22 protein-coding genes and 2 tRNA genes are annotated in these 26,341 nt (G+C 41.9%); 16 read left to right on the top strand and 8 right to left on the bottom strand.

Annotation, left to right across the window (positions count from 1 at the left end):
• Window positions 1–30 precede the first annotated feature (30 nt).
• From VB693_RS01505 to VB693_RS01475, 7 genes are all read left to right on the top strand, one after another.
• Window positions 31–468, top strand: coding sequence for a WG repeat-containing protein (locus tag VB693_RS01505; RefSeq protein WP_323264754.1), 438 nt, complete (start codon window positions 31–33; stop codon window positions 466–468).
• A gap of 144 nt (window positions 469–612) precedes the next feature.
• Complete coding sequence (gene glcD, locus VB693_RS01500) at window positions 613–2,085, top strand: glycolate oxidase subunit GlcD (RefSeq protein WP_323264753.1); 1,473 nt, start codon at window positions 613–615, stop codon at window positions 2,083–2,085.
• A 249-nt stretch (window positions 2,086–2,334) separates the two neighbouring features.
• Window positions 2,335–3,576 carry a glycoside hydrolase family 10 protein gene (locus VB693_RS01495; RefSeq protein WP_323264752.1) on the top strand — a complete coding sequence of 414 codons (1,242 nt, stop codon included), beginning with the start codon at window positions 2,335–2,337 and terminating at the stop codon, window positions 3,574–3,576.
• A gap of 97 nt (window positions 3,577–3,673) precedes the next feature.
• On the top strand, window positions 3,674–4,246 hold the full coding sequence (locus VB693_RS01490) for a hypothetical protein (RefSeq protein WP_323264751.1): 573 nt from the start codon (window positions 3,674–3,676) through the stop codon (window positions 4,244–4,246).
• A gap of 356 nt (window positions 4,247–4,602) precedes the next feature.
• The gene (locus VB693_RS01485; RefSeq protein ID WP_323264750.1) at window positions 4,603–6,864 is read left to right on the top strand and encodes a GAF domain-containing protein; all 2,262 of its coding nucleotides are present in this window, start codon (window positions 4,603–4,605) and stop codon (window positions 6,862–6,864) included.
• Window positions 6,865–6,925: 61 nt separating this feature from the next.
• A tRNA-Lys gene (locus VB693_RS01480) sits at window positions 6,926–6,997 on the top strand.
• A 109-nt stretch (window positions 6,998–7,106) separates the two neighbouring features.
• Window positions 7,107–7,180: transfer RNA gene (locus VB693_RS01475), tRNA-Met, on the top strand.
• A gap of 162 nt (window positions 7,181–7,342) precedes the next feature.
• Here the strand turns inward: VB693_RS01475 and VB693_RS01470 are convergent.
• Both VB693_RS01470 and VB693_RS01465 read right to left on the bottom strand, forming a co-directional pair.
• Window positions 7,343–8,155, bottom strand: a complete 813-nt coding sequence (locus VB693_RS01470) for a MerR family transcriptional regulator (RefSeq protein WP_323264749.1) — start codon at window positions 8,153–8,155, stop codon at window positions 7,343–7,345.
• Window positions 8,156–8,274: 119 nt separating this feature from the next.
• Window positions 8,275–10,353, bottom strand: a complete 2,079-nt coding sequence (locus tag VB693_RS01465) for an amylo-alpha-1,6-glucosidase (protein ID WP_323264748.1) — start codon at window positions 10,351–10,353, stop codon at window positions 8,275–8,277.
• Window positions 10,354–10,493: 140 nt separating this feature from the next.
• Here VB693_RS01465 and VB693_RS01460 point away from each other — a divergent pair, with 140 nt between their 5' ends.
• The 9 genes from VB693_RS01460 to VB693_RS01420 all read left to right on the top strand — a co-directional run bounded on the left by VB693_RS01460 (window position 10,494) and on the right by VB693_RS01420 (window position 18,229).
• On the top strand, window positions 10,494–11,105 hold the full coding sequence (locus tag VB693_RS01460) for a peroxiredoxin (protein ID WP_190696741.1): 612 nt from the start codon (window positions 10,494–10,496) through the stop codon (window positions 11,103–11,105).
• A gap of 332 nt (window positions 11,106–11,437) precedes the next feature.
• On the top strand, window positions 11,438–12,313 hold the full coding sequence (locus VB693_RS01455; RefSeq protein WP_323264747.1) for a DUF4037 domain-containing protein: 876 nt from the start codon (window positions 11,438–11,440) through the stop codon (window positions 12,311–12,313).
• Window positions 12,306–12,488, top strand: a complete 183-nt coding sequence (locus tag VB693_RS01450) for a hypothetical protein (RefSeq protein WP_323264746.1) — start codon at window positions 12,306–12,308, stop codon at window positions 12,486–12,488. The genes VB693_RS01455 and VB693_RS01450 overlap by 8 nt, the downstream gene beginning before the upstream one ends.
• Before the next feature lie 60 nt (window positions 12,489–12,548).
• Window positions 12,549–12,791 carry a DUF433 domain-containing protein gene (locus VB693_RS01445; protein WP_323264745.1) on the top strand — a complete coding sequence of 81 codons (243 nt, stop codon included), beginning with the start codon at window positions 12,549–12,551 and terminating at the stop codon, window positions 12,789–12,791.
• Window positions 12,775–13,107, top strand: coding sequence for a DUF5615 family PIN-like protein (locus VB693_RS01440; protein WP_190696731.1), 333 nt, complete (start codon window positions 12,775–12,777; stop codon window positions 13,105–13,107). Before VB693_RS01445 ends, VB693_RS01440 begins: the two co-directional genes overlap by 17 nt.
• Window positions 13,108–13,282: 175 nt before the next feature.
• Window positions 13,283–13,834 carry a peroxiredoxin family protein gene (locus VB693_RS01435; RefSeq protein WP_190696727.1) on the top strand — a complete coding sequence of 184 codons (552 nt, stop codon included), beginning with the start codon at window positions 13,283–13,285 and terminating at the stop codon, window positions 13,832–13,834.
• A gap of 411 nt (window positions 13,835–14,245) precedes the next feature.
• Window positions 14,246–16,138 carry a lipoxygenase family protein gene (locus VB693_RS01430; protein WP_323264744.1) on the top strand — a complete coding sequence of 631 codons (1,893 nt, stop codon included), beginning with the start codon at window positions 14,246–14,248 and terminating at the stop codon, window positions 16,136–16,138.
• An 83-nt stretch (window positions 16,139–16,221) separates the two neighbouring features.
• Entirely contained in the window at window positions 16,222–17,571 is a 1,350-nt protein-coding gene (locus tag VB693_RS01425) for a cytochrome P450 (RefSeq protein ID WP_323264743.1), read from the top strand.
• 106 nt (window positions 17,572–17,677) lie between these two features.
• Entirely contained in the window at window positions 17,678–18,229 is a 552-nt protein-coding gene (locus VB693_RS01420) for a hypothetical protein (protein WP_323264742.1), read from the top strand.
• A gap of 8 nt (window positions 18,230–18,237) precedes the next feature.
• Here the strand turns inward: VB693_RS01420 and VB693_RS01415 are convergent, their stop codons facing one another.
• The 6 genes from VB693_RS01415 to VB693_RS01390 all read right to left on the bottom strand — a co-directional run bounded on the left by VB693_RS01415 (window position 18,238) and on the right by VB693_RS01390 (window position 26,306).
• The gene (locus VB693_RS01415; protein WP_323264741.1) at window positions 18,238–19,548 is read right to left on the bottom strand and encodes a DNA cytosine methyltransferase; all 1,311 of its coding nucleotides are present in this window, start codon (window positions 19,546–19,548) and stop codon (window positions 18,238–18,240) included.
• Window positions 19,549–19,884: 336 nt separating this feature from the next.
• Window positions 19,885–21,048, bottom strand: coding sequence for a lipid-A-disaccharide synthase (lpxB, locus tag VB693_RS01410; RefSeq protein ID WP_323264740.1), 1,164 nt, complete (start codon window positions 21,046–21,048; stop codon window positions 19,885–19,887).
• A gap of 86 nt (window positions 21,049–21,134) precedes the next feature.
• Window positions 21,135–21,953: an acyl-ACP--UDP-N-acetylglucosamine O-acyltransferase gene (gene lpxA, locus VB693_RS01405; protein ID WP_190697480.1), complete on the bottom strand. Its 819-nt coding sequence runs from the start codon at window positions 21,951–21,953 to the stop codon at window positions 21,135–21,137.
• Window positions 21,954–22,190: 237 nt separating this feature from the next.
• Window positions 22,191–22,685, bottom strand: a complete 495-nt coding sequence (gene fabZ / locus VB693_RS01400; RefSeq protein ID WP_323264739.1) for a 3-hydroxyacyl-ACP dehydratase FabZ — start codon at window positions 22,683–22,685, stop codon at window positions 22,191–22,193.
• A 53-nt stretch (window positions 22,686–22,738) separates the two neighbouring features.
• On the bottom strand, window positions 22,739–23,593 hold the full coding sequence (gene lpxC, locus VB693_RS01395; protein WP_323264738.1) for a UDP-3-O-acyl-N-acetylglucosamine deacetylase: 855 nt from the start codon (window positions 23,591–23,593) through the stop codon (window positions 22,739–22,741).
• A gap of 199 nt (window positions 23,594–23,792) precedes the next feature.
• Complete coding sequence (locus tag VB693_RS01390; RefSeq protein WP_323264737.1) at window positions 23,793–26,306, bottom strand: BamA/TamA family outer membrane protein; 2,514 nt, start codon at window positions 26,304–26,306, stop codon at window positions 23,793–23,795.
• Window positions 26,307–26,341: the final 35 nt, after the last annotated feature.

Below are 26,341 nucleotides of genomic sequence, written 5' to 3'. Positions count from 1 at the left end.
GATGCTTCTAACTTTTCCGAAAGTTTAGCAGTGGTTAATCATGGTGGTAAACAGGGTGTTTTAGGTGTAATAGGAGGTAAATATGGATATATTGATCAAAAGGGACAAATAGTCATATCACTTCAATTCGATTCGGCTAATAACTTTTTTGAAGGTCTAGCTTTAGTCAATATTGGTGGTCAGCGTAAACAGTTAATGTTGGGTACAGGTACTATAGGCGGCAACTATGGCTACATTGATTACAGGGGACAGCTAGTTATAAAGACTCAGTTTGATGATGCTTCTAATTTTTCCGAAGGATTAGCGAAAATTAAGATCGGCAAAAAGTGGGGCTATATTGATAAGAATGGACTGTTAAAAATTCCGCTTCAGTTTGATAATGCTCGCGACTTCTCCTATGGGGTGGCATTGGTCACAATTGATGAACAAGAACGCTACATAGATCAAGAAGGAAACTTCATATATTAATTTATCCAGGCTAAATAATAGCCTCTCCTCAACTCATTAAACTCAATACTAAATATGAGAGCGATCGCCTCTTCATCCCTCGAAACTGTTATTCTGGCAACAATAGTAATTAAACTAACCCACCCAGCATTTAAATAAAAATCTATGCTTACCCAAGATAAACAACAACGTAACTGGAAACCCATCATCAAAGCATTCGAGGCTGTGCTTGGTACGAATGGCGTAGTGCAACGCCGTGAAGAACTCATCACCTATGAATGCGATGGTTTAACTAGCTATCGCCAACGTCCACCCGTGGCGGTGTTACCACGAACTACAGAACAAGTAGCTGCGATAGTGAAGATATGCAACCAGTATGCAGTCCCCTTCATCGCACGAGGTTCTGGTACTGGTTTATCTGGCGGCGCGTTACCCTCAGAAGACTCAGTTTTAATTGTCACTTCTTTAATGCGGCAAATCCTGAATGTAGATTTAGACAATCAGCGCATTATCGTACAACCAGGGGTAATTAACAGTTGGGTGACACAGACTGTCAGTGGTGCTGGATTTTACTATGCTCCCGACCCTTCAAGCCAAATTATCTGTTCAATTGGCGGAAATGTAGCAGAAAATTCTGGCGGGGTGCACTGCTTAAAGTATGGTGTCACCACTAACCATGTTTTGGGGTTGAAAATTGTTACACCTGAAGGGGATATAGTCGATTTAGGCGGACAAATTGCCGAAACTCCTGGTTATGATTTAACTGGTATCTTTGTTGGTTCAGAAGGTACTTTGGGTATCGCTACAGAAATTACTCTCAGAATTCTCAAGAGTGCAGAATCAATTTGTGTGCTATTAGCAGATTTTACTAGTGTAGAAGCTGCTGCCGAAACTGTGTCGGATATTATCAGCGCAGGGATAATTCCTGGCGGGATGGAAATGATGGATAATATTAGCATTAATGCTGTGGAAGATGTAGTAGCTACGAATTGTTATCCTCGTGATGCTACAGCCATTTTGTTAGTTGAAATTGATGGTTTAGAAATAGAAGTTGCAGAAAATAAGAAGCGTGTTGCTGAAATTTGTAAGAAGAACGGGGCGCGGAATATTACTTCTGCTAGTGACCTAGAAACTAGGTTAAAGCTGTGGAAGGGACGTAAAGCTGCGTTTGCGGCGGCTGGTCATTTAAGTCCAGATTATTATGTGCAAGATGGGGTGATTCCTCGGACGCAGTTACCCTATGTATTACAAGAAATTGAGGCATTAAGCCAAAAATTCGGTTATCAAATTGCAAATGTTTTTCATGCTGGTGATGGAAATTTGCATCCATTGATTCTTTTTGATAATTCTGTACATGGTGCATTAGAAAAAGTTGAAGAATTAGGCGGGGAAATTCTCAAACTTTGTGTCAAAGTTGGCGGTAGTATTTCTGGAGAACATGGTATAGGTGCTGATAAAAAGTGCTATATGCCAGATATGTTTAGCACTACTGATTTAGAGACTATGCAGTGGGTACGGCAAGTATTTAATCCTCAAGGTTTAGCAAATCCTGGCAAGATATTTCCTACACCGCGCACTTGTGGAGAGGCTGCAAATCAAAGTAATAATCAGCAATTTGTAGGCGTAGAGAGGTTTTAAAATAGTTTGTAGTAAGGACTAAAGTCCTTTCTTATTTCAAGACAAAGGACTAAAGTCCTTACTACGAACAAACTAAGTGTTCACTGTTAACTACTCAATAAATAAATTCAAGCCAAAATATAAAGTGACAAGTTTTTATTTGGCACTTTTTGTTTTGGCAGATTATTATGATATTCCTACATTATCTAAATAAATAATGATTTATTCTGTATTGATAAATGTCCTTACACAACAAAGTCAAAATTATACATGAATCGGTTGGCTAAACTTTGTTTGTTTTATGTGATGTGTGTGCAACTCATATTGTGCTTAACAATATTTTCTGACCCTTCACTTTCAGATTATCAACAAAAAAATAGCCTACCAACTACAACAGAAATTCGTGGAGTTTGGCTAACTAATGTTGCTAGTGGTGTACTATTTGTACCTTGGGGCATTGAACGCGCTGTTAATCAATTATCAGCACTCAATTTCAATACGATTTATCCTGTAGTTTGGAATCGGGGATATACCTTTTACAAAAGTAATGCAGCTAAATTATTTACAGGTAGTGATGTTCAGCCTTTACTGAATATTGCACATAGCGGTCAAGATTTTTTGACAAAGTTATTGAAACTTGCCAAACCTAAAGGTTTAACTGTCATTCCCTGGTTTGAATATGGTTTTATGTCCCCACCTGATTCAGAATTAGTGAGGCGTTATCCAGATTGGTTAACAATGGGAAGAAAAGGGGCGAAAACTCTTAGTGAGATTTTGCCAAAAAAACTGGATAATCAGCCTACCAATAAATTAGTTTGGCTGAATCCCTTGCATCCAGAAGTACAAGAATTTATCTTGTCGTTAGTTGTAGAAGTAGTTGGCAATTATGATGTAGATGGTATTCAATTTGATGATCATTTTGGAATGCCGGTGCAGTTTGGCTATGACCTATTTACTATTGAGCTTTATCAAAAAGAACATCAAGGTAAAAGCCCTCCTATTGACCACTTTAACCCAGAATGGATGAGTTGGCGTGCTAATAAAATTACTGGCTTTATGGCAGAAATATATCAAGTTGTGAAAGAGATAAAACCTAATGTCAAAATATCTCTGTCTCCTAATTCACAGGTTTTTGCTTATAAAAATTACTTGCAAGATTGGGAAAATTGGGTAAAAAAAGGATTTGTAGATGAGTTGATTTTACAGGTTTATCGCAGTGACAAACGCAGTTTTATTACAGAAATAGAAGCACCATCAGTAAAATTTGCTCGGACTAAAATACCTGTAGCTATTGGTATTTCTACAGGTACTTTACGTACTCCAGTGAAAATTGCACAGGTTCAAGAACAGATTGAAGCAGTGCGCGATCGCCAATTTTTTGGTATATCTTTTTTTTACTGGGAAAGTTTGTGGGGTTACATCGCACCAGAATCACCCCAACAACGACGCAAGGTTTTTGGTGAGTTGTTTGCAGCTAAGGCAAAAAGACCGTTGACGATAGGGAGGAAGTAGGGGAGAGGTGACAGGTGACAGGTGACAGGTGACAGGGATATGATTGCTCAACACTTTCAATTAATCTATTTTTTATCCAAAATATCAATAAAATTTGATGCCAATCATCTCTGCCAAAACCCCGTTAAAATTTATGCTGCTGTGGATTTTAGCTAATTTTGGCGGTTTTTTGGGAAGCTTGTTCTGGATTGAAATTGGCGAACGGGCAGAGATTGGCGTAGTACAAGCAGCAATTGGAGGATTAGCGATCGCATTACCTCAAAGTCTTATCCTCAAAGAAACTATCTTCACTATCAAGTGGATTATATTAACTTTAGCAGCCTGGGTATTACTCACAGCTATAGGCATGGGTGCAGTCGGTTGGAGTGTACCGGCTTCAGAAATTCTGCCTTTGAGATGCTACTTTGGGGCAATTTATGGAGCATTTGGCGGCTTTGCTATTGGACTAGCGCAATGGTTAGCAATCCGTCCGTCAGTATCTTGGGCTTGGCAGTGGATTATAGTTAGCTCTCTTAGCTGGGCTGTAGCTTTACCTATTGGTTATGCTGTGGGGATGATATTACACCGACTAACTCGCTTATTTTTAGGTGAAGTGGTAGGGTTAGCTATTACTTGGCTAGTGGTTGCTATCCTCACCGGTATGACTGCTTATAAACTCGTGAACGAGTGAGTGCAGAAGGTAGCTAGCACTTAAATAAATAGGTGTTTCATTAAGAAACGTAACATTAATTAATTTTATGCTTCTATAAAGTTTAAGTATATGTAACAATATTAATTAAATCTTCATAAAAGAAAATCAATAAAATTACCCTAGCTGACAAATGCGTTTTAACCTTCACAAAGTTGGATTTGTTAAGCTCATTGCTATTAAATTGCCTAGATTTCTGATAAGAATTAAAGAAAGGCTCATATATCATCAGTAAATAACCACAATAACTCGCTTTAGGTGCTAAAAACATTTTATATCAACGAAATTATGAAATAAAGCACCTCAAAGAGTCATTAAATATCAGACAGGACTCTCGCATGAATATCAATTCAGTAGAATCTGCCGTCGAGTTGAAAGAAGAATCTTATATTCATCTGATTTTTGGCACAGCAGTAGATGAAGAAAGTAGTAGTGAACAGCTGCTATTAAGTTTGTATGACTCTGTGCAGACATCTATCTTTGTGGTGGATGTCCTAGAGAATGGAGATTTTTCGTATGTAGCACTTAATCCTACCCATGAGCGATGGATAGGTATACGTTCCCAAGATTTGCGGGGTAAAAAACCAGAGGATATTCTCAACTCTGTAGATGCTGCTAAGGTGCGTCAGCGTTATGCTAATTGCGTGCGCTTGGGCAAAACTATTTCCTATGAACAATGTTTACAATTTCAGGGAGTACCGACTTGGTGGAGTACAACGCTTACACCATTACGGGATGCTAACTCTAGAATTTATCGCATCATTGGCACTAGTAGTAATATCACTCCTGCAAAACAGGTAGCCCAAGCCAGGGGAATCCATGCAGAAAGAGAACAAGTATTAGCAGCAATTCTCCAAAGAATTCACGAGTCTTTAGATTTAGATGTAATTCTCCATCAAACTGCTCAGGATGTGCGAGAGTGTTTGAATTGCGATCGCATTCTCATTTATCAGATGCAAACTGGCAGAAATGGCGTGGTAATTGCCGAAGCTACAGTAAACCCTGATATTTCTTTATTGGGTAAACACTTCCAAGATCCTTGTTTAAGTAGCAAGCAGAAAGAACATCACGGGCGATGTTGCACTGAAATCATTGAAGATATTTATGCAACTGGTATTAATACTTGTCAAAAAGACTTTTTAGAATCGTTGCAAGTGAGAGCGCATCTAGTCGTCCCAATTTTATCACGACAAAATTTGTGGGGGTTATTAATTGCTCAATATTGCCATGAACCCCACCAATGGCAACAAATAGAAATTGATTTACTCCAACAGCTAGCAACCCAACTAGGAATTGCTACCCAGCAGGGAGAACTACAACAGCAAATCAAACATCTCAAAAACGAACTAGCATTACAAAAGCAGGCACATCAAAATCAGTTCCAGCAGACAAAAAGCTTTCAAGCCTTAGTTTTAAGCATCACGGCACAAATCCGAGATCATCAAGACGAAACTCAAGTTTTTGCTCATCTTACTCAAGAGTTAGCCAAGTTACTACAACTAGAGTCTTGCTATATCGAACTTTACAACTCTGATTGCTCTGTCGCCAGTGTTGTGTGTGAATATACACCTACCCAGCCTACATACCAGGGAATCAGCAGAAAGCCTGAAGATTTGAGCGAAATTTATCAGCCACTATTGCAAAAACAACATTTCCACTCTGTAGAAATAGTACCTGGATGGCATCCCAAGTTACTGGTGATTACCCAGCTAGCTTGTCCTATTTTCGATCAGCAAGGAACTCTGGGTAATCTTTGGCTAATCAAACCTACACAACAGATGTTTAGTGAGCTAGAAATTGGCTTAGTACAAACTTTAGCTCATGAATGTGCGATCGCTATCCGGCAAACACGTCTCAATACAAGCAAACAAGCAAGAATCCACAAACTAGAAAACAAAGAACGCCTCACTCAAGAATTTCTCAAAAACCTCTCCCATGAACTGCAAACACCCATAACGAATATTAGTCTAGCCGCTCAAACCCTGGAAAGTATTCTCTTACCCAACGGTACATTAGATATTGAAATCGTACCTCAACTCTTACAGATTTTACATAACGAGTGTAGTAGAGAAAGCAGACTAATCAACGATTTACTCACACTCATCCATCTAGAAACAAAACCTGAACCCCCAACATTAATCACCATTGATTTACAAACCTGGCTTCCCCCCATCGTCGAATCTTTTCTAGACCTCACCAGCTGTCAGGGACAGCAATTAAAGCTAGATATTGCCACTGTCATCCCACCCTTAGAAACCGATATTACAGAACTAGAGCGAATTATCACTGAACTCCTCAGCTATGTGTGCAAATATACGCCACCGGGAGAATCAATTGCAGTGTCTGCTCAGACAACGCCAGCAGAACTGAAACTTAGTATCAGCAATTCTGGGTTAGAAATTCCTATCCATGATCAAGTTCGTATATTCGAGCCGTTCTACCATCTATGCAAAAATGACCCTTGGAAATATAGTGGTACAGGCTTAGAAATGGCTTTAGTTAAAAAAATGGTCAGACATTTGGGTGGCTCGATTTTTGTAGAAAGTGCTGCAAGTCAAACTACATTCATGATCAAATTCCCCAAATCGGCTAAATCATAAATCATCAGTTGACTTAATATTGACGAATTAACTATAATATTGCTATTATGATTGTTTGCGTGGGTGACTAGCTCAACGGTAGAGCAGTAGACTCTTAATCTATTGGTTGCGGGTTCAAATCCCTCGTCACCCACTTATTGTTTTCAGGCTGCTAATTCTTCTTCAGGGTTGCAAAACTAATTGCAAATCAGACTAGTCAAAAAAAGATTTGTCTGCTAAACTAAAAAATGTGTGAAAAACATGGCTCAGTAGCTCAGTTGGTTAGAGCACGGGACTCATAAGCCTGGGGTCGTTGGTTCAACTCCGACCTGAGCCATTTTATAAGTAATGAGTGCTGAGGAAGGCACTGGAATTTTATACTTGCCAAAAAAGAAAGCGGGTTTTCCATATTAACGTTGCTTTCATCTAAAATTACAATTTAGTTATTGACAGAAAACCCATACCAGATAAAAAATCTTCACTGCCAGTTTTTGGGATGTCAAGCTGGAATCACTGGAAACTGTACTTCTGTTACATAAGATTCATTAGTCTGCTCGTTACCACCAATGATATATACTTCACGGTTTGCCCCAGTAATCTTATAGCCATTAGCTTCAATCCACGATACTAAAGTTGCATAAGCTTGGCTAATAGTTTCATAACTACCATGATGAATTAAACAGGCGATCGCTTCTAATCCCGGTAGCTCATAAACTTTGATTCTTTCATTGCCTTTAACTAATCCTGCAATGGAAATAACAGCCTCCCCATTGACATCAGCATCTTTATAACCTGGATCATGCCAAATCCCAGCATAATAATCACCAACTTGGACTTGCTGTTGTTTCAGATATTCGTGCAATTCATCATAAAGACTGCCTATACTGGCATAATCTGGTAGAATTTCGCGTATAGATACAACTTGCATCGGTTCAGCTTTTTTAATCACAACTTCATAGTTGGGCATACTATTCTCCTGTTCAATTTGCTTGATTCTTGCTTCTACTCGTGTGAGCCTTGCTTGTTCTGCTTCTACTAACTGCTGAATTTCCGCTTCTTTGAGTCGCAGCATTCCGCGAATTTGGGCTGGTGGTAAATTCTCATCCAGTAGCTTGGCAATTTGCTCTAAAGAAAAACCCAAATCTTTGAAAGCTAAAATGCGATTCAGTCGCGGTAGTTGTTCAGCCGAGTAGTAGCGATAGCCTGTAAAGTTGTCTACGTGTAGTGGTTGAAGTAATCCCATTTGGTCATAGAGACGTAGTGCTTTTACGCTCACCTGGCTCAGTTTGGAAAAATCACCTATTTTTAACATCTTGGTATTTGCGTCATCTCTGAGACTCTTTACAGTACACACCCTGCCTTAAGGGTAGAGTCAAGAGAAAATATCACTCACAAGTCACAACTCAGCACCGGCTAAACGCCCCGCTACCGCTAACAGCACTCATCTATGTGGCGAATAACTTCAGCAATAGACCAAGCTTGTGCTACCGCGCCTCTGGGTTGATGAGGTGGATCGCCATCGAAAATTTCAGAAATTGAACCAATACAAGCATCATTAAACAAGTGATCTAACAAAGGTTGCCAACTAAAAGGTAATGGTTGTTCTGATAGAAAACGCTGCCAAGCACGGATAAAGGGGCCAATTAACCAAGTCCAAACAGTACCTTGATGGTAAGCGCGATCGCGTGTTTCGCTATTACCTACACATTTACCAATATATTGTCTATCAGCTGGATCAAGAGAGCGAAGACCATAGGGAGTGAGCAAGCGATAAGTAGCTAAATCTAATACCTGACGACCTTGGGATTCAGAAAAGCCGCAATGATGTAAGGAAATTGCTAAAACTGCATTGGGGCGAACTTGAGCATTGCGGCGATCGTCAAAATCAATAGTGTCGTATAAATAGCCCAACTGGGGATTCCAGAATTTTTGTAGAGAAGCCTTAACCTGTTGTGCCTGTTGACCATAACGCTTTCCTTGATTGGCTAAACGTACAGAATTACCAATGTCTAGCTGACTTAAACATTCTGCCCATTGACTCATCCAACACAAAGCAGAATACCAGAGAGCATTAATTTCTACAGGTTTACCGGGACGAGGCGTGACAGGTTGTCCCTCAACTAAAGCATCCATCCAAGTCAGAGCAACACTAGGCGCATCCCAACCCAGTAGTCCATCAGTCGCATCTACCTGGATGTTGTAGCGTGTTCCACCGATAAATGCTTTATGGATTTGCTGTACCACTGGGAACTGTTCAGCTAAAAATTCCCAATCTTGAGTCGCTTCTAAATAAAGTCCTAAAGTTTCAATCCACCACAAAGCAGCATCAATGCTGTTGTAGAACGGCTCACTGTCCATATCTGGGAAGGCATTAGGGATAAGACCATGACGACAGTAACGCCCAAAAGTTTGTAGGAGACCTTTAGCTAAATCAAACCGTCCAGGTACTAAAGTCAACCCAGGTAAAGCAATTAAGGTATCTCTTCCCCAATCATTAAACCAGTGATAACCAGCAATCACTGTAGGGCCAGCAATAGAAGCTCGATAAACAATAAATTGATCGCTAGCTTTTAATAATTGTCGCCAGATTGGGGATTGGGCATTATTAATATTGCCAGTCCCTAGATCATCAGTCCCCAGTCTCCAGTCCCCAGTCCCTAGTTCCCGTTCCCAACCAAAAATCTGAGACAGTCGCTCTTGTTCTGCTGCGACAGCTTCTGTAAATGTATCGGAGGTTAAAAGATTCGGTGATTGTTCAGGAAAACCCATCTGGGCTTCTAAAGTTACGGCATCTCCTGGCTTGAGAGTGACTGATAAATAACCGGGACTGAAAAGGTCTTCGCGATCGCCTAATCCGCGTTGTGTCTCCTCTGGAAATTCGTAATTCCAGTACCATAAAGGATCGGCTCGATATTCTCCTTGTGTCCAACGTAATTGCCAAGGTGTACCAAAGCGTCCAGAGATAATTGCTTGCAAACAGACTTGTTGATGACTAAGCAATTGGGAAAACTGTAAGTCTGAACTACCAGTTTGTTGACCATGAAAATCGCGATCGCCTACTAGTAATCGCAGCCGTAAAATAGCAGTTTCTCTACCTTCGTAACGATATTGAATTAAAAGGCGATGACTCATTGGCGAGTGGGAAGTCTGATTTTCTTCCCCATTCCCTAACAAACTATGAGGCATCACCAATTGCCTGCTTAGTTGCCAGTCATCCTTACCCCAAATCCATTTAGGAACTGGGTTAATATCGAAAGAGTGCAGCAGTTTGTAGCCAGTCGGCTCAATGTTACCTGTACCCCAGATATTTGTCCCCAGTGCAACAACGTTTCTTGCTACTTCTAAGCTAGCTTCTAGGTGCGAAAACAATAGGGTACGCCCAGCCGGTGGATTTGTGGCGGCAAATAGCCAACCGTGATAAGTCCGCGTGCGGACATCAGCAACAGTCCCACTAGCAAAACTGCCCAAGCCATTAGTCAATAACCATTCTCTTGTATCTAAATCAACCATTTGCTACTCAGAATCGTTATGACTATGATATAGTCGTAACAGATCGTAATCAAACTGTGAGACAGCGTGGAGAGGTAAGATTTACCTGACCCCAACTCCAACGCTAGTAAACGGATATAAGTTGAAGGAGATAATAATAAATGTCCATCACTTACGGAACAGAAGGAAGCCTCCGCGTTGGTCAACAAGCTCCCGATTTTGCAGCAACAGCTGTGGTGGATCAGGAATTTAAGACAATCAAACTTTCCGACTATCGTGGTAAGTACGTTGTCCTGTTCTTCTACCCCCTAGACTTTACCTTTGTTTGCCCCACTGAGATCACAGCATTTAGCGATCGCTACGAAGAATTTAATAAACTTAACACTGAAATTCTCGGTGTTTCTGTTGATAGTGAATTCTCTCACCTAGCTTGGATTCAAACAGATCGCAAATCTGGTGGTGTTGGCGACCTCAACTATCCTTTAGTTTCCGACATCAAAAAAGAAGTTAGTTCCGCTTATAACGTTCTAGACCCAGCTGCGGGTATTGCTTTGCGTGGTTTGTTCATCATCGATAAAGATGGTGTCATCCAGCACGCTACCATTAACAACCTAGCATTTGGTCGCAGCGTGGAGGAAACTCTACGGACATTACAAGCGATTCAGTATGTTCAATCTCACCCAGATGAAGTTTGCCCTGCTGGTTGGCAACCTGGGGACAAAACAATGAATCCTGACCCAGTGAAGTCTAAAGTTTACTTCTCTGCTGTCTAGGAAGGTAGGAGGCAGAAAGGAAGAAAGTTTAGAAAAAACTTTGTTCCTTTTTTGTAATTAGTACTGATGTCTATAGCGGTTATCGCTTTAGTGAGGTACAAGAACCCCACCCCAATCCCCTAAGAGCAAGCAAGGCTACTGTGTACACACATCTTTGTGCTGGGTGCAAAATGTGGTTTGCTCCTTTGAGCAGTAGCCTTTTTGTAAATCTTGATTGATGGAAAATTTTGACACTTTGTAAATAAATTTTTAATTGTTCAGCGATACTTTTAGGTAATATAGTCACCCGACTTTCATTTCCCTGTTGCGGTAGAAGGACTATAATCCTCACCATGAATGAACACAGCGTATGGCGAATTTCCTTGGCTCACAAAATCGCTCCTGCTTTCACTGCTAACCCCAAAATGGAAGCGTGTTTTGTGTTTGGTTCGGCAGCATTAGGGATTTCAGACCAGTATTCTGACCTTGAATTGGCGTTTATCTGGTTACAACTGCCGTCTACGGAAGAATTACAAGCCACAGCCCAAAGGGTTGGTGTCAAAGGGTGGGAAATTGAGCCGTATGGGGAAGCGAAACAGGCGTGGTTGGAGCAGTTCTATCTATACGGTATGAAAGTCGAAGCGGGTCATTGGGCGCGAGATACAATGGAAAGCATCGTGACTGATGTTGTTGAGCATTACGATGTGTCGCAAAACGGGCTTTTGTTTGAGAAGCAAGCATCAGCATCTAATCTTCAACACGCGATTCTTCTTTACGGCGAAAATATTATCAAAAATTGGCAAAATAGGCTTTCTCATTATCCAGAAGAACTTGCTGTTGCGATGGTTCAGAAACATTTGAAATTTCGCCCGTTTGATGGTCAACAGATCCTGACTGAACGCCTTGAGATTCCGATGCTGTACGAAAACAACTGTGCCATTGTGCGATGGCTTCTCAACATACTGTTCGGGCTAAATCGCATTTATCATCCTGGCTTCAAGTGGACACGCTACTGGGTTGAAGAAATGAGCATTAAACCGTCTAGTTTTTTCAATCGGGTAGAGCATATTTTTCAATCTGATGCCATAAGCGGAACTCATGAGCTACGCCAACTTGTTGAGGAAGTTCTCGATTTGGTGGAAAGGACATTACCAAAAGTTGATCTCAAGCGGCAGCGCGAGATATTTGATCGGACTTACCCAAGGTGGAAGTTACCCGTCGATGACTGAACTTCAAGCTCTCAATAAACAGGCTAACAATCCCAATGCACCGGAACAAAGTCAAGCTATCTTGGTTTTGGACTTGCTGACTGATCCGAAGTTATACTTTGAGGTTTTGGACGCGCCCGCAGAGGTTCAAACTTATACACAGTGGGTAGAGTGGAAACTAAATCATCTAAAGTGAAGGGTGAATTAGTCGCCAGTGCAAAGCTACAATTTGATTAACATTCAGATACTTTTAACCATGAACTACCGAAATCACATCACGATCGAACCTAATAAACGTGGTGGTAAGCCTTGTGTTCGTGGACTGCGGATTACGGTTTATGAAGTGCTTGAGTACCTAGCTTCCGAGATGACCGAAGCAGAAATTCTCGACGATTTTCCTGATCTAACGCGAGAAGATTTAAAAGCCTGTATTGCTTACGCTGCCGACCGTGAGCGTCGGTTTATGACCGCTCCGTATCCGCATGAAATTACTCTTTGACGAAAACTTGTCACCCAAGTTGCCAAACCGTTTGAGTGACCTATTCCCAAATTCGCTTCACGTTCGAGATGTGGGTATGAAGGCGACGATTGACCCAATCGTTTGGGATTATGCAAAGGACAATAATTTGATGATTGTCTCGAAAGATGCAGATATGCACGACCTAAGCTTAGTATTTGGAAAGCCACCGAAAGTTATTTGGCTTCGCCTTGGAAACTGTTCGACATCACAGGTTGAGAATTTGCTGCGTCAGAATTTCGACGCGATCAAATTATTTTATGAAGATGAGAACTTATCGCTGCTTGCTTTATCATAATGCGCTAAAAACGATGTGGAGTAAGGTTATTAGACTTGTGTGTACACCGTAGCGCAAGCAAGGAGGGGGCTATTATATACCTCATGTGATTAGGAAACCCTATACCTTGCTGTTTGTATAAGTTTCAGGAATAAAATCATCCATACCACAGATGAACACTGCAATTTGAATTTATATGTTAACTTCAACAAATTTTAGCGGCTTGTTTAATGAACGGTTCTTCCGTAATTTTCTACCGATTCCAGCTAGCAATGAACTAAGGTTAGAGATAGGAACACCAGATTTTCAATTGCCAGATATTACCAACGGAACTTTAGTTAAATTATCCGATTACCGCAGTAAACAACCAGTTTTGCTTGCCTTTACGCGAATTTTTACAGAAAAGCAATATTGCCCATTTTGCTTTCCTCATATTAAAGCCTTAAATGAAAACTATGAAGAATTTAAACAGCGCAATATAGAAATTTTATTAATTACTAGTACCGACGAAAAACAAAGTCAAATAGTTGTTAGAGATTTAGGTTTAAAAATGCCATTATTGAGCGACCCTAGTTGTAGAGTATTTCGTACCTATCGAGTAGGACAAGCCCTTGGTGCGCCTTTACCTGCCCAATTTGTATTAGATAAAGACGGCAAACTTCGCTACAAACATTTATTTTCCTTCTTAGATCACAATGCTAGTATCGAAAAAATTATAGAAAAATTTAATTATTTCTCAGCGACCTGATTTGAGAACTAAAACCAGGCGTTTGTCAAAGCGTTCAGAGCGCGGTAATGGTGAGCCAATCCGTGATTTTTGATGCGGGCAAGAAAAGTAAAAAGAAGCAGGGGAGCAAGGGCGATATTTAAAATCGTTCAAAAGCCTTGCTTGTAAGCTTTTTGATTTTTGATTTTTGACTTCCGCCGTGCTGTACTAGTCTCTTCGTTACACCCAATATATAAAATTTCTTAAAAAACACTGCAACCGAAAGTCTCGTTGCGATAATACCTGTATATCACTGAAATTCTTCAAAAATTTACCTGATTTTAAGTCATAAAACTTTGCAAATCACCTGATTGATTACATAGGTGAATTAAAAAGGTTATTTGCAATTAACTTTTAAGACTCTTTGGAAATCATTTGCTGTGCGGAGTTTTTATGACTACTTCATTACCTAATAATTCGAGCAGTGCTTCAAGCAACCCCAGTCTAGAAATAGCTAGACAGCGATATACATATAACTACAGCTATATTCCACCTATGGCGATGGTGGATCAGCTACCTGATGGGGAAGGATTCCCAACTAGATGGTTTTTGTTGTTAGTTAAAGAATTAAAGATTATTTTTGTGAATACGTTGATTACCAACCGAGGTAATCGCGGTTCAGAATCGGTTCGTGATGATGTCAAAATATTTATCCTGGAAGCTGTACTGAAAGGGGCAATACCAGCCAACATCAGCGTCATTGCTAGACTGCTGCAAATTATCCCGCAAATGCTGATTCGGGGATTCTCGACTGATTTTCGAGAACTCGATGATTTGTTGTTTTCGCTGGTTAAGGAAAGTGGAGTCTTAATTTTGGGGGATTCCCTGAGTCGAATTAGGAAACTGCTCGATCAAGGAAAACCCACAGGTCACGTTAAAAGTCTTGAAGATTATCAGAAATTATTCCCGGTGATTCCAGTACCAGCGATCGCAGATTCTTTCCAAGAAGATGAAGTGTTTGCTTATATGCGGGTAGCTGGCTACAATCCCGTGATGATTCAGCGAGTCACCAGTCTAGGGGACAAATTCCCTGTCACCGATGCACACTATCAAGGCGTGATGGGAAGTGACGATTCCCTCGCAGTTGCAGGAGAGGAAGGCCGACTATACCTGCTAGACTATGCCATTTTTAAAGGTGCTATCAATGGTACATTTCCCACCGCGCAAAAATATCTCTATGCACCTTTAGCACTTTTTGCCGTACCCAAAGGTTCAGACCCCAACCGTCTATTAAGACCAGTAGCCATTCAATGCGGTCAAACCCCTGGGGAAGATTACCCGATCATTACCCCTAAATCTGGTAAATATGCTTGGCTAATTGCCAAAACCATTGTTGAGATTGCCGATAGCAACTTTCACGAACCAGTCACCCACCTAGCTAGAACACATCTATTAGCTGGGAGTTTTGCGATCGCCACCCATCGTCAATTACCCAGTAGCCACCCCCTTAACTTGCTGCTACGTCCCCATTTTGAGGGGACTTTAGCCATTAACGATGCTGCTCAACGCGCTCTGATTGCTCCTTTTGGTGGGGTTGATACTTTACTCTCATCAACAATTGATAACTCACGTGTGTTAACAGTGCTGGGCTTACAAAGCTTCGACTTCAACAGAGCCATGTTACCCAAACAACTCCAGCAGCGTGGCGTGGACGATCATAACCTCTTACCTGTTTATCCTTACCGAGATGATGCCTTATTGACTTGGGATGCTATTCGTCAATGGGTTTCAGATTACCTGAAGCTTTATTACACAACAGACCAAGATGTTCAAAATGACACATATATTCAGGCTTGGGCGGCGGAAGTACAAGCTGATGATGGCGGTCGTATAGCTGATTTTGGTCAAGACGGTGGGATCAAAACACAGGAATATTTAGTTGATGCTGTTACGTTAATTATTTTTACCGCTAGTGTGCAACACGCTGCTGTCAACTTTCCCCAAAAAGATTTGATGGCTTACATCCCAGGCTTTCCACTAGCCGGTTATTTACCAGCTTCAATTCTCAAAAGAGAAGTAACTGAGCAAGACTACCTCAATTTATTGCCACCACTAGAGCAGGCGCAACAGCAGTATAATCTGTTGGCTTTGTTAGGTTCTGTATATTACAACAAATTGGGTCAATATCCGCAAAAACACTTTCCAGATCCCAAAGTCGAACCCTTATTGCGATCGCTCCAAAGCCATCTCGAACAGATTGAAATCACCATCAAAAAGCGCAACTTAATTCGCCCACCGTATGAATATCTGCTTCCTTCTAAAATTCCTCAGAGCATTAACATTTAGTTAGGGAATTGGTCATTAGTCTTTGATGATTCTCCCTTGTCTTCCCCTGTCACCTGTCACCTCTCCCCTGTCCCCCAATCAACATGGAACTCAAAGAAAAAGTTTTGACAGCCCACAATCGCCAAATCTGGCTTTCATCTATTCTTGCCAAAGTCGGTAATACTAGCCCCATTGGTAAGCTGCTGCTTTTGATTTTCTATTATCTGGAAGCTGTCATCATATTCAAAGACTGGCGGGACTTTCTCTATATCCGCAAGGATAATATCGGCAACAAGTTTTTTGCCTTAGACCAAGCTATTATCCATTCTACTCACGCTGAAGTTAAACGGCTGATGCAGACTGAGCCTCAAATTAGAAGTAATTATTTAGGCATCATTAAAATGCGAGCCTCTAGCTATCTCCTCAACAATCCCCTCAGTTTGGGAACGAATGGTCAAGAACATAGTGGAGTACGTGCCGTAATATTACAAGCCTTACCAGACCCTTTAGAAACGGCAGAAACATTAGGAAAACTAGTTAATCAAAACCTAGCAGATGCTGCCAAACAGGGTCAATTACATATTGGCAACGATTTACCAGCGATGATCTTGCGGATTCTGCACCAACTTGTGTTTGAGATGTCATTCTCTGAAGAAGAAGTCACTGCTTCTCAGGCTTATATCCAAGATATAGGACTAGCACTTTTACCCAATTTCGTAGTCAAGTATCTACTCAGAAGCAAAAGCGCACCACATATTCAACATCGCCAGCGTTTAATTGAGCGATACAAACAATCTCCCAAATGGGCGGCTTATTTAGAAATTGGTTCTCAGCATCAATTAAATGAACACCAAATTGCTAACAGCCTATTTGATATGACTCATCTGGCCGGGACTGCCGGTACAAGTGCGCTTTTAGGCTCAGTAATTGGCGTTCTTTGTCTTAACGAAGGCTTAAGAAATGATGTTATGGCAGAGGCAAATGCGATCGGTAATAAACAAGAACCCCTAAATAAATCTGTCTTAGAAAATGCCACACTTACCGAACAAGTAATTTTAGAAACAGCCCGTCTCTATCCTCCTGTGCGATTTGTCAGTCAACTTACCACTCAATCAGGCGAAATTACGATTGGGGAGAAAAAATGCCCCTTTCAAAAAGGTACGCTGTTAATGGGTTCTATCTTCACAGCCAATCGGGATGCAAATAGATACGAAAATCCCGATACTTTTGACGTAACACGAAATTTTTCTGACATCTTATCTTGGAACAGCCAAGGACATGAGCGAATCTGTCCTGGGACTTCTTTATCAATTGCCATCATCAAAACATTCTGTTTGTATCTTTTCCAGAAATATCAATGGGACTCATCTACAGATGTTAAGTGGGATTTTGCTAACTTTAAACCCTTTACCCCCGATGATTTAGTCCTCCAAGGTTTTGCTCAAAAAATGTAAATTATAAGAGGATGTTTGAGAAAACATTTAATACCTGTAGAGAGGTTACACTGTAACGTCTCTACATATCCTTTGCTGTACTAAGCTATTGCAATTACGAATTATTATGACTATTTCCATCGAAAAAAGACAATTTAACAATATTGCCACCTGGATGATTTCCACCCAAAAAACAAATTTACCCAGTGTCTTAAAAGGTGTATTTTTTATGGATGGGAATCCCGCACCAGATGACTGCATCACAATGTACAACGTAGAATGGGACGAGCAAAATAACACCTTGTTGCTCCCCGTTTATGCTCCTTTGCAATGGACTTTTCATAACTCAATTGGAGGATGGATATTACTGCGGTTGATCCAACTGACAAGGTTAACTTACAAAATTCAGTTTACAGACGCTACCTTGCAACAAGCACAAATCACGCCCATTGGATTAGGAATAGAGATTCCTCGGTGGCTGCTCAATGGAACAATGCACCAAAATGAAAATTCTCAAGGAGATACCTGGGAACGCCAAAATATTTGGCTGGGTATAATTCCTAAGTTTGCTGACTATACACTGCGGAGAATTGTTGATGAAGAAGGTTGTTACACTCCCGCTTTTGAAGATATGTTGACTAGAGTGCAGAAAGAATGTTTGGTAATTCGTAACTCGTAATTAATTCTTCAATAGTTCTCGTTTGTAGTAAAGAAGTTAGTCCTTTTCACTGTAAAGTGTTGTGCTGCTTGGGAGATATTTAGTTGCAATAATGTCTCTGCTCCCAACTCATACTTAATACGGGGTTTAACAGGCGATATATTCAAACTAAGAATAATTTCTTTGGCTACCGCCTTGGCTAGTAATGGCGGTACAGAATTACCTACTTGGCGAAATCCGTGCCATTTAGTGATGTGGAATCTAAACCAGTCTGGATAAGAATGCAAGCGTGCGGCTTCCCTAACTGTGATACATCGCGGTGTCAGTGGATGAATTGGTCGAGGGGAGGTAAAAGAACCCTTGTATTTATCTGTTCCAGCTCTTAAGGTGTTGCAAACACCAGCCGGATGTAACTTATGAAATCTGCTAATAGGTTCTCTTTCTCCCTGGGGAGTATCCTGAAAACGTTGTGTAGTTGTTAATGAATGCTTTGTTCTCAGGCTGGAAGAAAGAATACGGGAATCAAATTGGCGATCGCTAGAATAATCATCTCTCAACTTCCTGAGTCCGCGCAATATCATAGCGTAATTGCTAGGTTTGCCATACTCTGCTATTACCCAATCTCTACACAATAGCTCTGAATAATTTTCCACTTCTGGTAAATCGCCAATTGCTTGCCAAACCGTAGGGCAAATTGGTAATCCTGACGTTTTACGTGGCTTGTGATTCGGTTTGGCTGGTTGGGTAATTGGCTGGGGATACTTTGGTAACTTGATATCTTTCTTCGCACCAAGGAGAAATAATCTTTCCCGCGCTTGGGGTACACCGTATTTAGCAGCATTGAGAATTTGATAATTTTCTTCTACTTGATAGTCACAAGCTTTAAATTCATCAATTAATATTTTCAGGATTTGTTTGTGTTCACCGACTGTAATTCCCCGGACATTTTCCATTACAAAAAACTTGGGTTGTAACTCTAAAACCAACCGATGAAAGTGAAATACTAAGGAGTTACGCGGGTCATCAAAAACCCGTTTACCCATGAGAGAAAAGCCTTGACAGGGTGAACCACAAATTACAGCATCAATTTCCCGATCGCCAATTGGCGATCGCTGCCGAATTTCTGCCCCTGATGTGTCCTCAACACTCTGACATAAAATCGAGCAGAAAGGAAAATTAAACTTATGGGTAGCACAGTGAATCGGGTCAATTTCCACCGCCGCCAACACATCAAAGCCAGCCTGCTCAAAACCAAGCGTCATACCACCAGCACCCGCAAACAAATCTACGGCGATCGGTCTTCTGGAAGTGGTGAGTGAGTGGTGAGTGCTGAGTCTCATTTCTTTTAGCGGTAGAGTGGCGTTTAGCCTGTGATGAGTATTAAAAATATTTAACTATAGAGGTTCTCGCTTTAGTGAGGTAGAACCCTACCCCGCAAGCAAGGAGGGAGCTATGATATACCTCATGCGATTAGGAAACGCTATAACGATTATCTTTGAACTATTTAAGAAAAATTATCTTATTACAAAAATATTTTGGCAATATAGCAGACTTCACAAGTCAAACAGCCACTCCTTAGCCCAAATCATCACTTTTGTACAGACGCGATTCATCGTATCGCCATCGACTAAACGCCACGCTACCGCTAACACAACTCACCACTCACTACTCAGCACTCAGCACTCAGAAAGCATTTGCAAAATTTCTTGAGCAGCGCGATCGCAGACTCCAACTTCTCCTAAATACTGCCGCATTTCTTGATAATCTATTAAAGTTTGCTGTTGGCGTTCAGAATTGAGCAATAATTCCATTGATGCTTGCGTAATATTCTCTGGCGTTGCTTCTTCTTGCAACAACTCCGGCACAATTGGTTTCATCACTACCAAATTAGGTGGCGACGCAAAGGGGATAGAACCTCTGAGGATTTTTCTGGCAATCCAGGCTGTGACGGGATGTAGGCGATAAACTACCACCTGCGGCACGTTTAATAAAGCCAGTTCTAAGTTGACTGTGCCAGATTTAGTAATGGCGAAATCCGCCGCCGCAAAAACTTCCTTTTGTTGTCCTGATATGACTGTAGCCCGCAAACCATAACGCTGGACTGCTTCCTCTATTGGCTGTCTGTAAACTTCTAGTGACAGAGGAATCCAAAAATGAACTTCTGGTATTTTTGTTTGGATGGTTTGGGCAGCTTGAAAAATTACTGGTAGTAGATATTTTAATTCTTGCCGCCGGGAAGCTGGGAGGAGTGCGATCGCTACCTGGTCTGAATCTATTCCCAAATTAGCACGGGCTTCGTGACGGCTAGGAGCGGTTTGCATCCTATCAATTAGGGGGTGTCCTACCCAAGCGACATTCGCCCCATTTTGGCGAAAATAACGGGCTTCTTCGGGGAATATTGCCAATAACTTATCTGTAAACCCGACAATGCGGGCAGTATTCTGCAAACTCATCGACCATACCCACTCTTGGGGCGCAATGTAGTACGCCACAGGCACATCTGGTAAATGCTTTTGCATATAAGTACCGATGCCAAGATTTGGCCCCATGTAGTCAATCAGCACTACTAAATCTGGGGGATATTGTTTTAAATAGGCGATCGCGCGACGTTGTACCATCAGAGTCGGCAAAACATAAGGCAAAGATTCCAGGATACCCATTGAACCAATACCACTGGTATTCCCCAAAATCTTCGCCCCAGCCTCAGCCATCTTGTCGCCACCCAAGGCTACAATCTCTAATTCCAACCCGGCAGCGATAGCTTGACGCTTCATCGCCGCAATCAACAGCGACCCTTGCAAATCGCCAGACACTTCACCAGTGCTGATAAATATCCGCATTTAAAACCAATTCAAAATTCAAAAACTGGGGACTGGGGACTGGGAATCAAAAAGAATTATCTTTTGTCTCCCGTGTCTCCCTCTGCCTAAGACTCATCACTCCTGCCTATCTTACCTCTACCGGGAATCAAACCCCGTCTCCCTGGCATTTGTGACAGTAACATAAAGCGACGGAGATTTTGCAGGGTTTCGGTATCTCCCAAAAATTCTAATTGTTCCAAAGCTTCCTTAAAGCTCAACTTAGAACGGTAAAGAATGCGGAAGGCTTTTTTCAAGAGTTGTAACTCGCTGCTATCAAACCCAGAACGTTTGAGTCCTATCAGGTTGAGGGTTCTGATTTTGGCAGGATTTCCCTCCACTAGCATATAAGGTGGCACATCACGGTCAATCCGTGCCATTCCTCCTACCATTGCGTGTCGACCAATACGCACAAATTGATGTACACCTAAAACACCACTCAGTCTAGCGCGGGATTCTATATGGACGTGACCGGCTAAGGCGACGGAGTTAGCAATGACTACAGAGTCTTCAATAACACAGTTATGAGCTACGTGGACATAAGCCATGAGGAGGTTGTTATTACCAATTATCGTGGCTTCTCCTGCACCGGTAGCGCGGTTAATGGTGACATATTCACGAATCAAATTGCGATCGCCAATCCTCACCCATGTGGGTTCGCCCACAAATTTCAGATCCTGGGGTTCCATACCAATGGCTGCACCAGTAAAAATCTGATTTCCCACCCCAATTTCACAAGGGCCTTCTAGCACTGCGTGTGCGCCAATAATAGTGTCAGCACCAACTTTAACATTTGCTCCAATCACAGCATAAGCACCGACTTGCACCGTTGGGTGTAGTTCCGAATTTGGATGAATTACAGCAGTTGGATGAATAAGCGTTTTCAAGGGTAAATCTCCAGAACTGTCTTGAGAAGCCAGCGTCTGACTTTGATAGCCAAAGTTGAGACGACTGGCGTGACTGAGTGTGTGAGTATCAGTAGAAAAATTGTCGGGCAAGTTATGTGTGAGGGTAGCGAAAGTCAAGAATTGATAAGAGGCTCTTGTGGCGATTTTTTGAAATTGCTATCCTGCTTTGAGACTTCAGGAAAAGCAGTTTACATCTGTATCTGCGCCAGCTAGGTTTTAGCTAACCAGAGAAAACATTAATTCGCCTTCAGCAGCAAGTTGACCATCAACCTCTGCACGTGCCTGCATTTTACCGAAACGACGTTGTTTGATCCATAACAGTTCCACTGTCATCACCAGTTGATCTCCTGGTACTACTTGACGACGAAAGCGGACTTTATCTATACCAGCAAAAACAAACAGTCCTCCTTCTACCTCTGGTAATTGTGTCAAAACAATACCACCCACTTGAGCCATTGCTTCTACAATTAGCACACCTGGCATCAGTGGTCTACCTGGGAAGTGTCCTTGAAACTGTGGTTCGTTGATAGTAACGTTTTTAATACCTACGGCTAGCTTACCCGGTACGTAGTCAATAATTTTATCTACAAGTAAAAATGGGTAGCGGTGGGGTAGCAATTTCTGAATTTCTTCAGAGGTAAGAGTTGTTTTGATCTCAGGTGCAGTCTCATCGTGAGATGCGGGACTATTTACTTCAGACACGATTGACATTGGCAGTGCAGTTGAATTTTAATCTAGGTATTTAGTTAGGAGGATTCAGAATTTTAGATGAGAGCTAAAATTCTTTGTGCCAGCTGAATATGTAAATTATGACTGGCTTTGTACGCTAAAAAGTGAGCGCGGGGAAAATATCCCAATAAACTCAAATCCCCTACTAAATCCAAGATTTTATGACGGACTGGCTCATTTGCAAATCTTAATGGTGGATTTACCCAGCCATCAGTCCCACAAACTAGCGCATTATCCAAGCTACCACCTTTGATTAACCCAGATTTTTGTAAATGTTCAATTTGATGCGCTAATCCAAAAGTCCGCGCCGGCGCAATTTCTTCACTAAAGCTAAATCTAGATTTTTCTACGTCTGTAGCCACAGACCAACTGTGCCATTGATTACCAATTGCAGGTAAATCAAAATCAATACCGTAACTAAAGCGGGTTTCTGCTGCGGGGATAGCAGCAACAAAAGCATCGTCTTGGTAAATCCAGATGGGTTCTTGAATTGTTAAAGGGTCTTTTTGCTGAGTAACTGGAACTGTTTGTGATGTCAAACCAACTTCAGCTATACTTTTTGCCCAAATTTGAGCCGAACCATCCAAAAGTGGTACTTCTGACCCATTAATTTCAATGCGGGCATTATCTACACCCATCCCCGCCAAAGCCGCTAATAAATGTTCTACTGTGCGAATGGATGCTTCACCTTTACCCAACTGAGTCGAGAGGACAGTGTGATTAACGGCTGCTACTTGGGCTGGGATAATTGGCAAATCCGGCAAATCCACCCGCACAAAATACCGTCCGCTTCCCACGTCTGTCGGTAGTACCCGCACTTTGTTACTGATACCGCTATGTAGTCCTATCCCAGTTTGGGTAATTGCCGCCGCTAGAGTGTGTTCTAGCATAGGCATAAACTCAATATATTTTTATACTTATTATTCATGTGGAATTTTGGTAAGAGCCCTGATTCAGTAATTCGTAATTGAGGAAAGTCAGTTTTCAACTGATAGCCTTAAGCGAACAGTATTAAGGCAAATGACACCATTAGCAAGCTACCAGAGAAAACAATCGTCACTAGCTAATCACTAATGAATAATGACTACCTTAAAATCTCTCGCCAATGCCAAAATTAATTCGGCTATCACCGTCATCGTTGATACCATAGTCAATACGAATTGGCCCTAGAGGTGATTGCACACGCACACCAAGACCGTAGCCGTAGCCAGTACCGTTTTTATTCAATACCTCAGCCGCTCTGGTAGTAGTGCCTAAATCGCTACCCACATCAAAGAACAATGCGCCACTGACAACTGAGAATACAGGGAAGCGATATTCTACTGTTGCTTGTACATAGCTGCGTCCACTGCTTAATATACCTTCTTCATAACCCCGAACCGAGTTACTACCACCAAGGGTAAAGGCTTCATAGGGAGGTAAATCACCAAAGACTGTGCCACCTTGAATATTAAAAGCTATGGTTTCTGCACCTTTTGTAAAGCCAGTGAATTTCACTGGTAAATATTGGCTATAGCTACCCCGGAGTCTGGTGAGGAATATATTACCTGAACCGACGGGTACAGATTGGTCTACCCCAATACGTAGAAAAGAACCGCCTGTTGGTTGTAAGGGATTGTTACGGAGATCGCGCTGCGCTCCTAATTGCAGTAACAATAAATCATCTTCACCTGTGCCGGAAAAGGTCAGAGGGACGGTTGTACCAGGAACAAGGTTGCCAGCATCATCAAATACTGCCCCATCTTTTCTTAAGTTCCCGTCAGCATCGCGGGTAGAAATTCGTTGATACTGAAACCCAGCTGAAGCAGTCCATTCTGACCTTTCGTAAGGATTAGCAGACAGGGGGCGAGTAAAGGTAACACCACCACCTAAACGGGTGACACGAGGGCGGTCTTGATTGTCATCATCAGTAGGGTTACTGGGGTTAAATGTTCTAATATCGCTATCTTTACCATCAAAAATTAACGAAATGGAACGGCGACGGAAAATATTAGCTGTGTAGGAAGTCCGGTACGGATCGCCGGCAATCCAAGGATCTGTGAAGCGGAGATCAAACAGCAACTCCCGTTGACCCACCTGAACTTCTGCCCCTAGTTTCTGGTTTCTGCCACCCAGGTTTTGCTGCTGATAACTAACTGTACCGAAAAGTCCACTAGCAGAACTAATACCAGCCCCAGCTGCAATTGAACCACTGCTGCGCTCAACAACGTTCACGACTACATCTACTTGACTCGGATCAGTACCAGGGTCAAGGGAGACATTAACATCTTCAAATAATCCTGTACCAAATACCCGTTGTAGGTCTTTCTGGACAATATTGCGGTTAAATACTTGTCCTGGCTTTAGTTCCAATTCTCGCGTAATCACATATTCCCTGGTTCGACCCCGAATTGGTTGCCCTTTCTCGTCAGTTTCTTGTCCTTCTTTATTACGGAATCGAACTTTAATGTTCTGTACCACCCCTTCGGCTACTTGGAGGGTGACAACTCCACTTTCTGAGACTTGTGGCGCACCAATGACGTTAGCTAAGACGTAACCTCTGTCTTGATACTGCTTGGTTAATTGCTTGATGCCTTCTTGTAAGTCCCGCAAGTTGAGGATTTTGCCATACTGCTCACGAAATATTTCATCGGTAGTATTAGGGGGTAGGACAGAGGGAATTTGAGTGCCGGGATTGGCTTGTATTTCTACCTTGGTTAAGACAGGGTTGGGTTGAACAACAAAACTGACCCTGACACCTAGGGGTGTGTCTTCTGGTGCTGCTTGAACGTTGGAGAAGAAGCCAGTACCAAAGATAGCGTTAATATCTTCTTGCAGTTGAGCGCGGGTTGTTGTTCGCCCTGGTTGGGTACGAATAACGTTATAAACTTGGGCTTCTAATTCTGGGGTTAGTTGACCTGTTTGAGCTTTAACTAGTACTTCTGATACCAACACACGGGGTTCAGTGGTTTCTGGCGTGTTGTTGGGAGTATTGAAATTCTCTGGAGTGGGGGTAGTAGGAGTAGTTTCTGGTGCTGGTGTTGCTGGCTCAATGCTGGGGGTAGTAGGAGTAGTTTCTGGTGCTTGTACCAGTTGGTTTGCAGTTCCCCTCTGGCTCACTACTTCTTGTGTTGTGGATGCTGCTGTTGATGGGGATGGAGAAATGACAATAGGGGATTTCTCTGCTGATTTCTTTGGCTTTGAATCTACGATAACAACATCAGCTGATGGGGTTTTGTCAACAGATGAAAGCTGAATATTGGCAAATGAAGTAGGTTTTGGAGCAGTATGTTTGGTAGTTATGGATACTTCTTTTGATACTTCTAAAGTAGGTACGATGACCTCTTTTGTTGCTGTTGCTGCCGACTTTGTTGATTTATTGACAGATGATAAAGCAGTAGGGGCGGAGATTTCAGGGGCGGGAATTTCTGTCAGTGTCTTAACTTCGGTGAAGTTCGGCTGCTGTTCTGGTGAAATTTCACCCTGTTCTGGCTGCTGACTGGTCACTGGAAAAACTTCTGCTGCCGGCTCTACACTGTTAAGAGTTTGTGCATTTGCACTCAAAGAGCCACTTAAGGGTGCTGTAATTGCTACAGCTGCCACCAAGACTGGAGATAAACGCATTTTATTTAGATTCCTCTTCACATCCACACACCATC

Origin of the sequence: Anabaena sp. UHCC 0399, assembly GCF_034931465.1 — a bacterium.
Taxonomy (GTDB): Bacteria; Cyanobacteriota; Cyanobacteriia; order Cyanobacteriales; family Nostocaceae; genus Trichormus; species Trichormus minutissimus.
This window is presented reverse-complemented; position numbering and strand designations above follow the sequence as displayed.

Coding starts and splice junctions, on each gene's coding strand:
- VB693_RS01430 (WP_323264744.1), top strand. CDS start 14,246: ATGACTACTTCATTACCTAATAATTCGAGCAGTGCTTCAAGCAACCCC.
- VB693_RS01460 (WP_190696741.1), top strand. CDS start 10,494: ATGTCCATCACTTACGGAACAGAAGGAAGCCTCCGCGTTGGTCAACAA.
- fabZ (WP_323264739.1), bottom strand. CDS start 22,685: ATGTCAATCGTGTCTGAAGTAAATAGTCCCGCATCTCACGATGAGACT.
- VB693_RS01490 (WP_323264751.1), top strand. CDS start 3,674: ATGCCAATCATCTCTGCCAAAACCCCGTTAAAATTTATGCTGCTGTGG.
- VB693_RS01485 (WP_323264750.1), top strand. CDS start 4,603: ATGAATATCAATTCAGTAGAATCTGCCGTCGAGTTGAAAGAAGAATCT.
- VB693_RS01440 (WP_190696731.1), top strand. CDS start 12,775: ATGAAATTACTCTTTGACGAAAACTTGTCACCCAAGTTGCCAAACCGT.
- VB693_RS01415 (WP_323264741.1), bottom strand. CDS start 19,548: ATGAGACTCAGCACTCACCACTCACTCACCACTTCCAGAAGACCGATC.
- VB693_RS01455 (WP_323264747.1), top strand. CDS start 11,438: ATGAATGAACACAGCGTATGGCGAATTTCCTTGGCTCACAAAATCGCT.
- VB693_RS01465 (WP_323264748.1), bottom strand. CDS start 10,353: ATGGTTGATTTAGATACAAGAGAATGGTTATTGACTAATGGCTTGGGC.
- VB693_RS01390 (WP_323264737.1), bottom strand. CDS start 26,306: ATGCGTTTATCTCCAGTCTTGGTGGCAGCTGTAGCAATTACAGCACCC.
- lpxB (WP_323264740.1), bottom strand. CDS start 21,048: ATGCGGATATTTATCAGCACTGGTGAAGTGTCTGGCGATTTGCAAGGG.
- VB693_RS01445 (WP_323264745.1), top strand. CDS start 12,549: ATGAACTACCGAAATCACATCACGATCGAACCTAATAAACGTGGTGGT.
- glcD (WP_323264753.1), top strand. CDS start 613: ATGCTTACCCAAGATAAACAACAACGTAACTGGAAACCCATCATCAAA.
- VB693_RS01425 (WP_323264743.1), top strand. CDS start 16,222: ATGGAACTCAAAGAAAAAGTTTTGACAGCCCACAATCGCCAAATCTGG.
- VB693_RS01450 (WP_323264746.1), top strand. CDS start 12,306: ATGACTGAACTTCAAGCTCTCAATAAACAGGCTAACAATCCCAATGCA.
- lpxC (WP_323264738.1), bottom strand. CDS start 23,593: ATGCTAGAACACACTCTAGCGGCGGCAATTACCCAAACTGGGATAGGA.
- VB693_RS01435 (WP_190696727.1), top strand. CDS start 13,283: ATGTTAACTTCAACAAATTTTAGCGGCTTGTTTAATGAACGGTTCTTC.
- VB693_RS01420 (WP_323264742.1), top strand. CDS start 17,678: ATGACTATTTCCATCGAAAAAAGACAATTTAACAATATTGCCACCTGG.
- VB693_RS01495 (WP_323264752.1), top strand. CDS start 2,335: ATGAATCGGTTGGCTAAACTTTGTTTGTTTTATGTGATGTGTGTGCAA.
- VB693_RS01470 (WP_323264749.1), bottom strand. CDS start 8,155: ATGTTAAAAATAGGTGATTTTTCCAAACTGAGCCAGGTGAGCGTAAAA.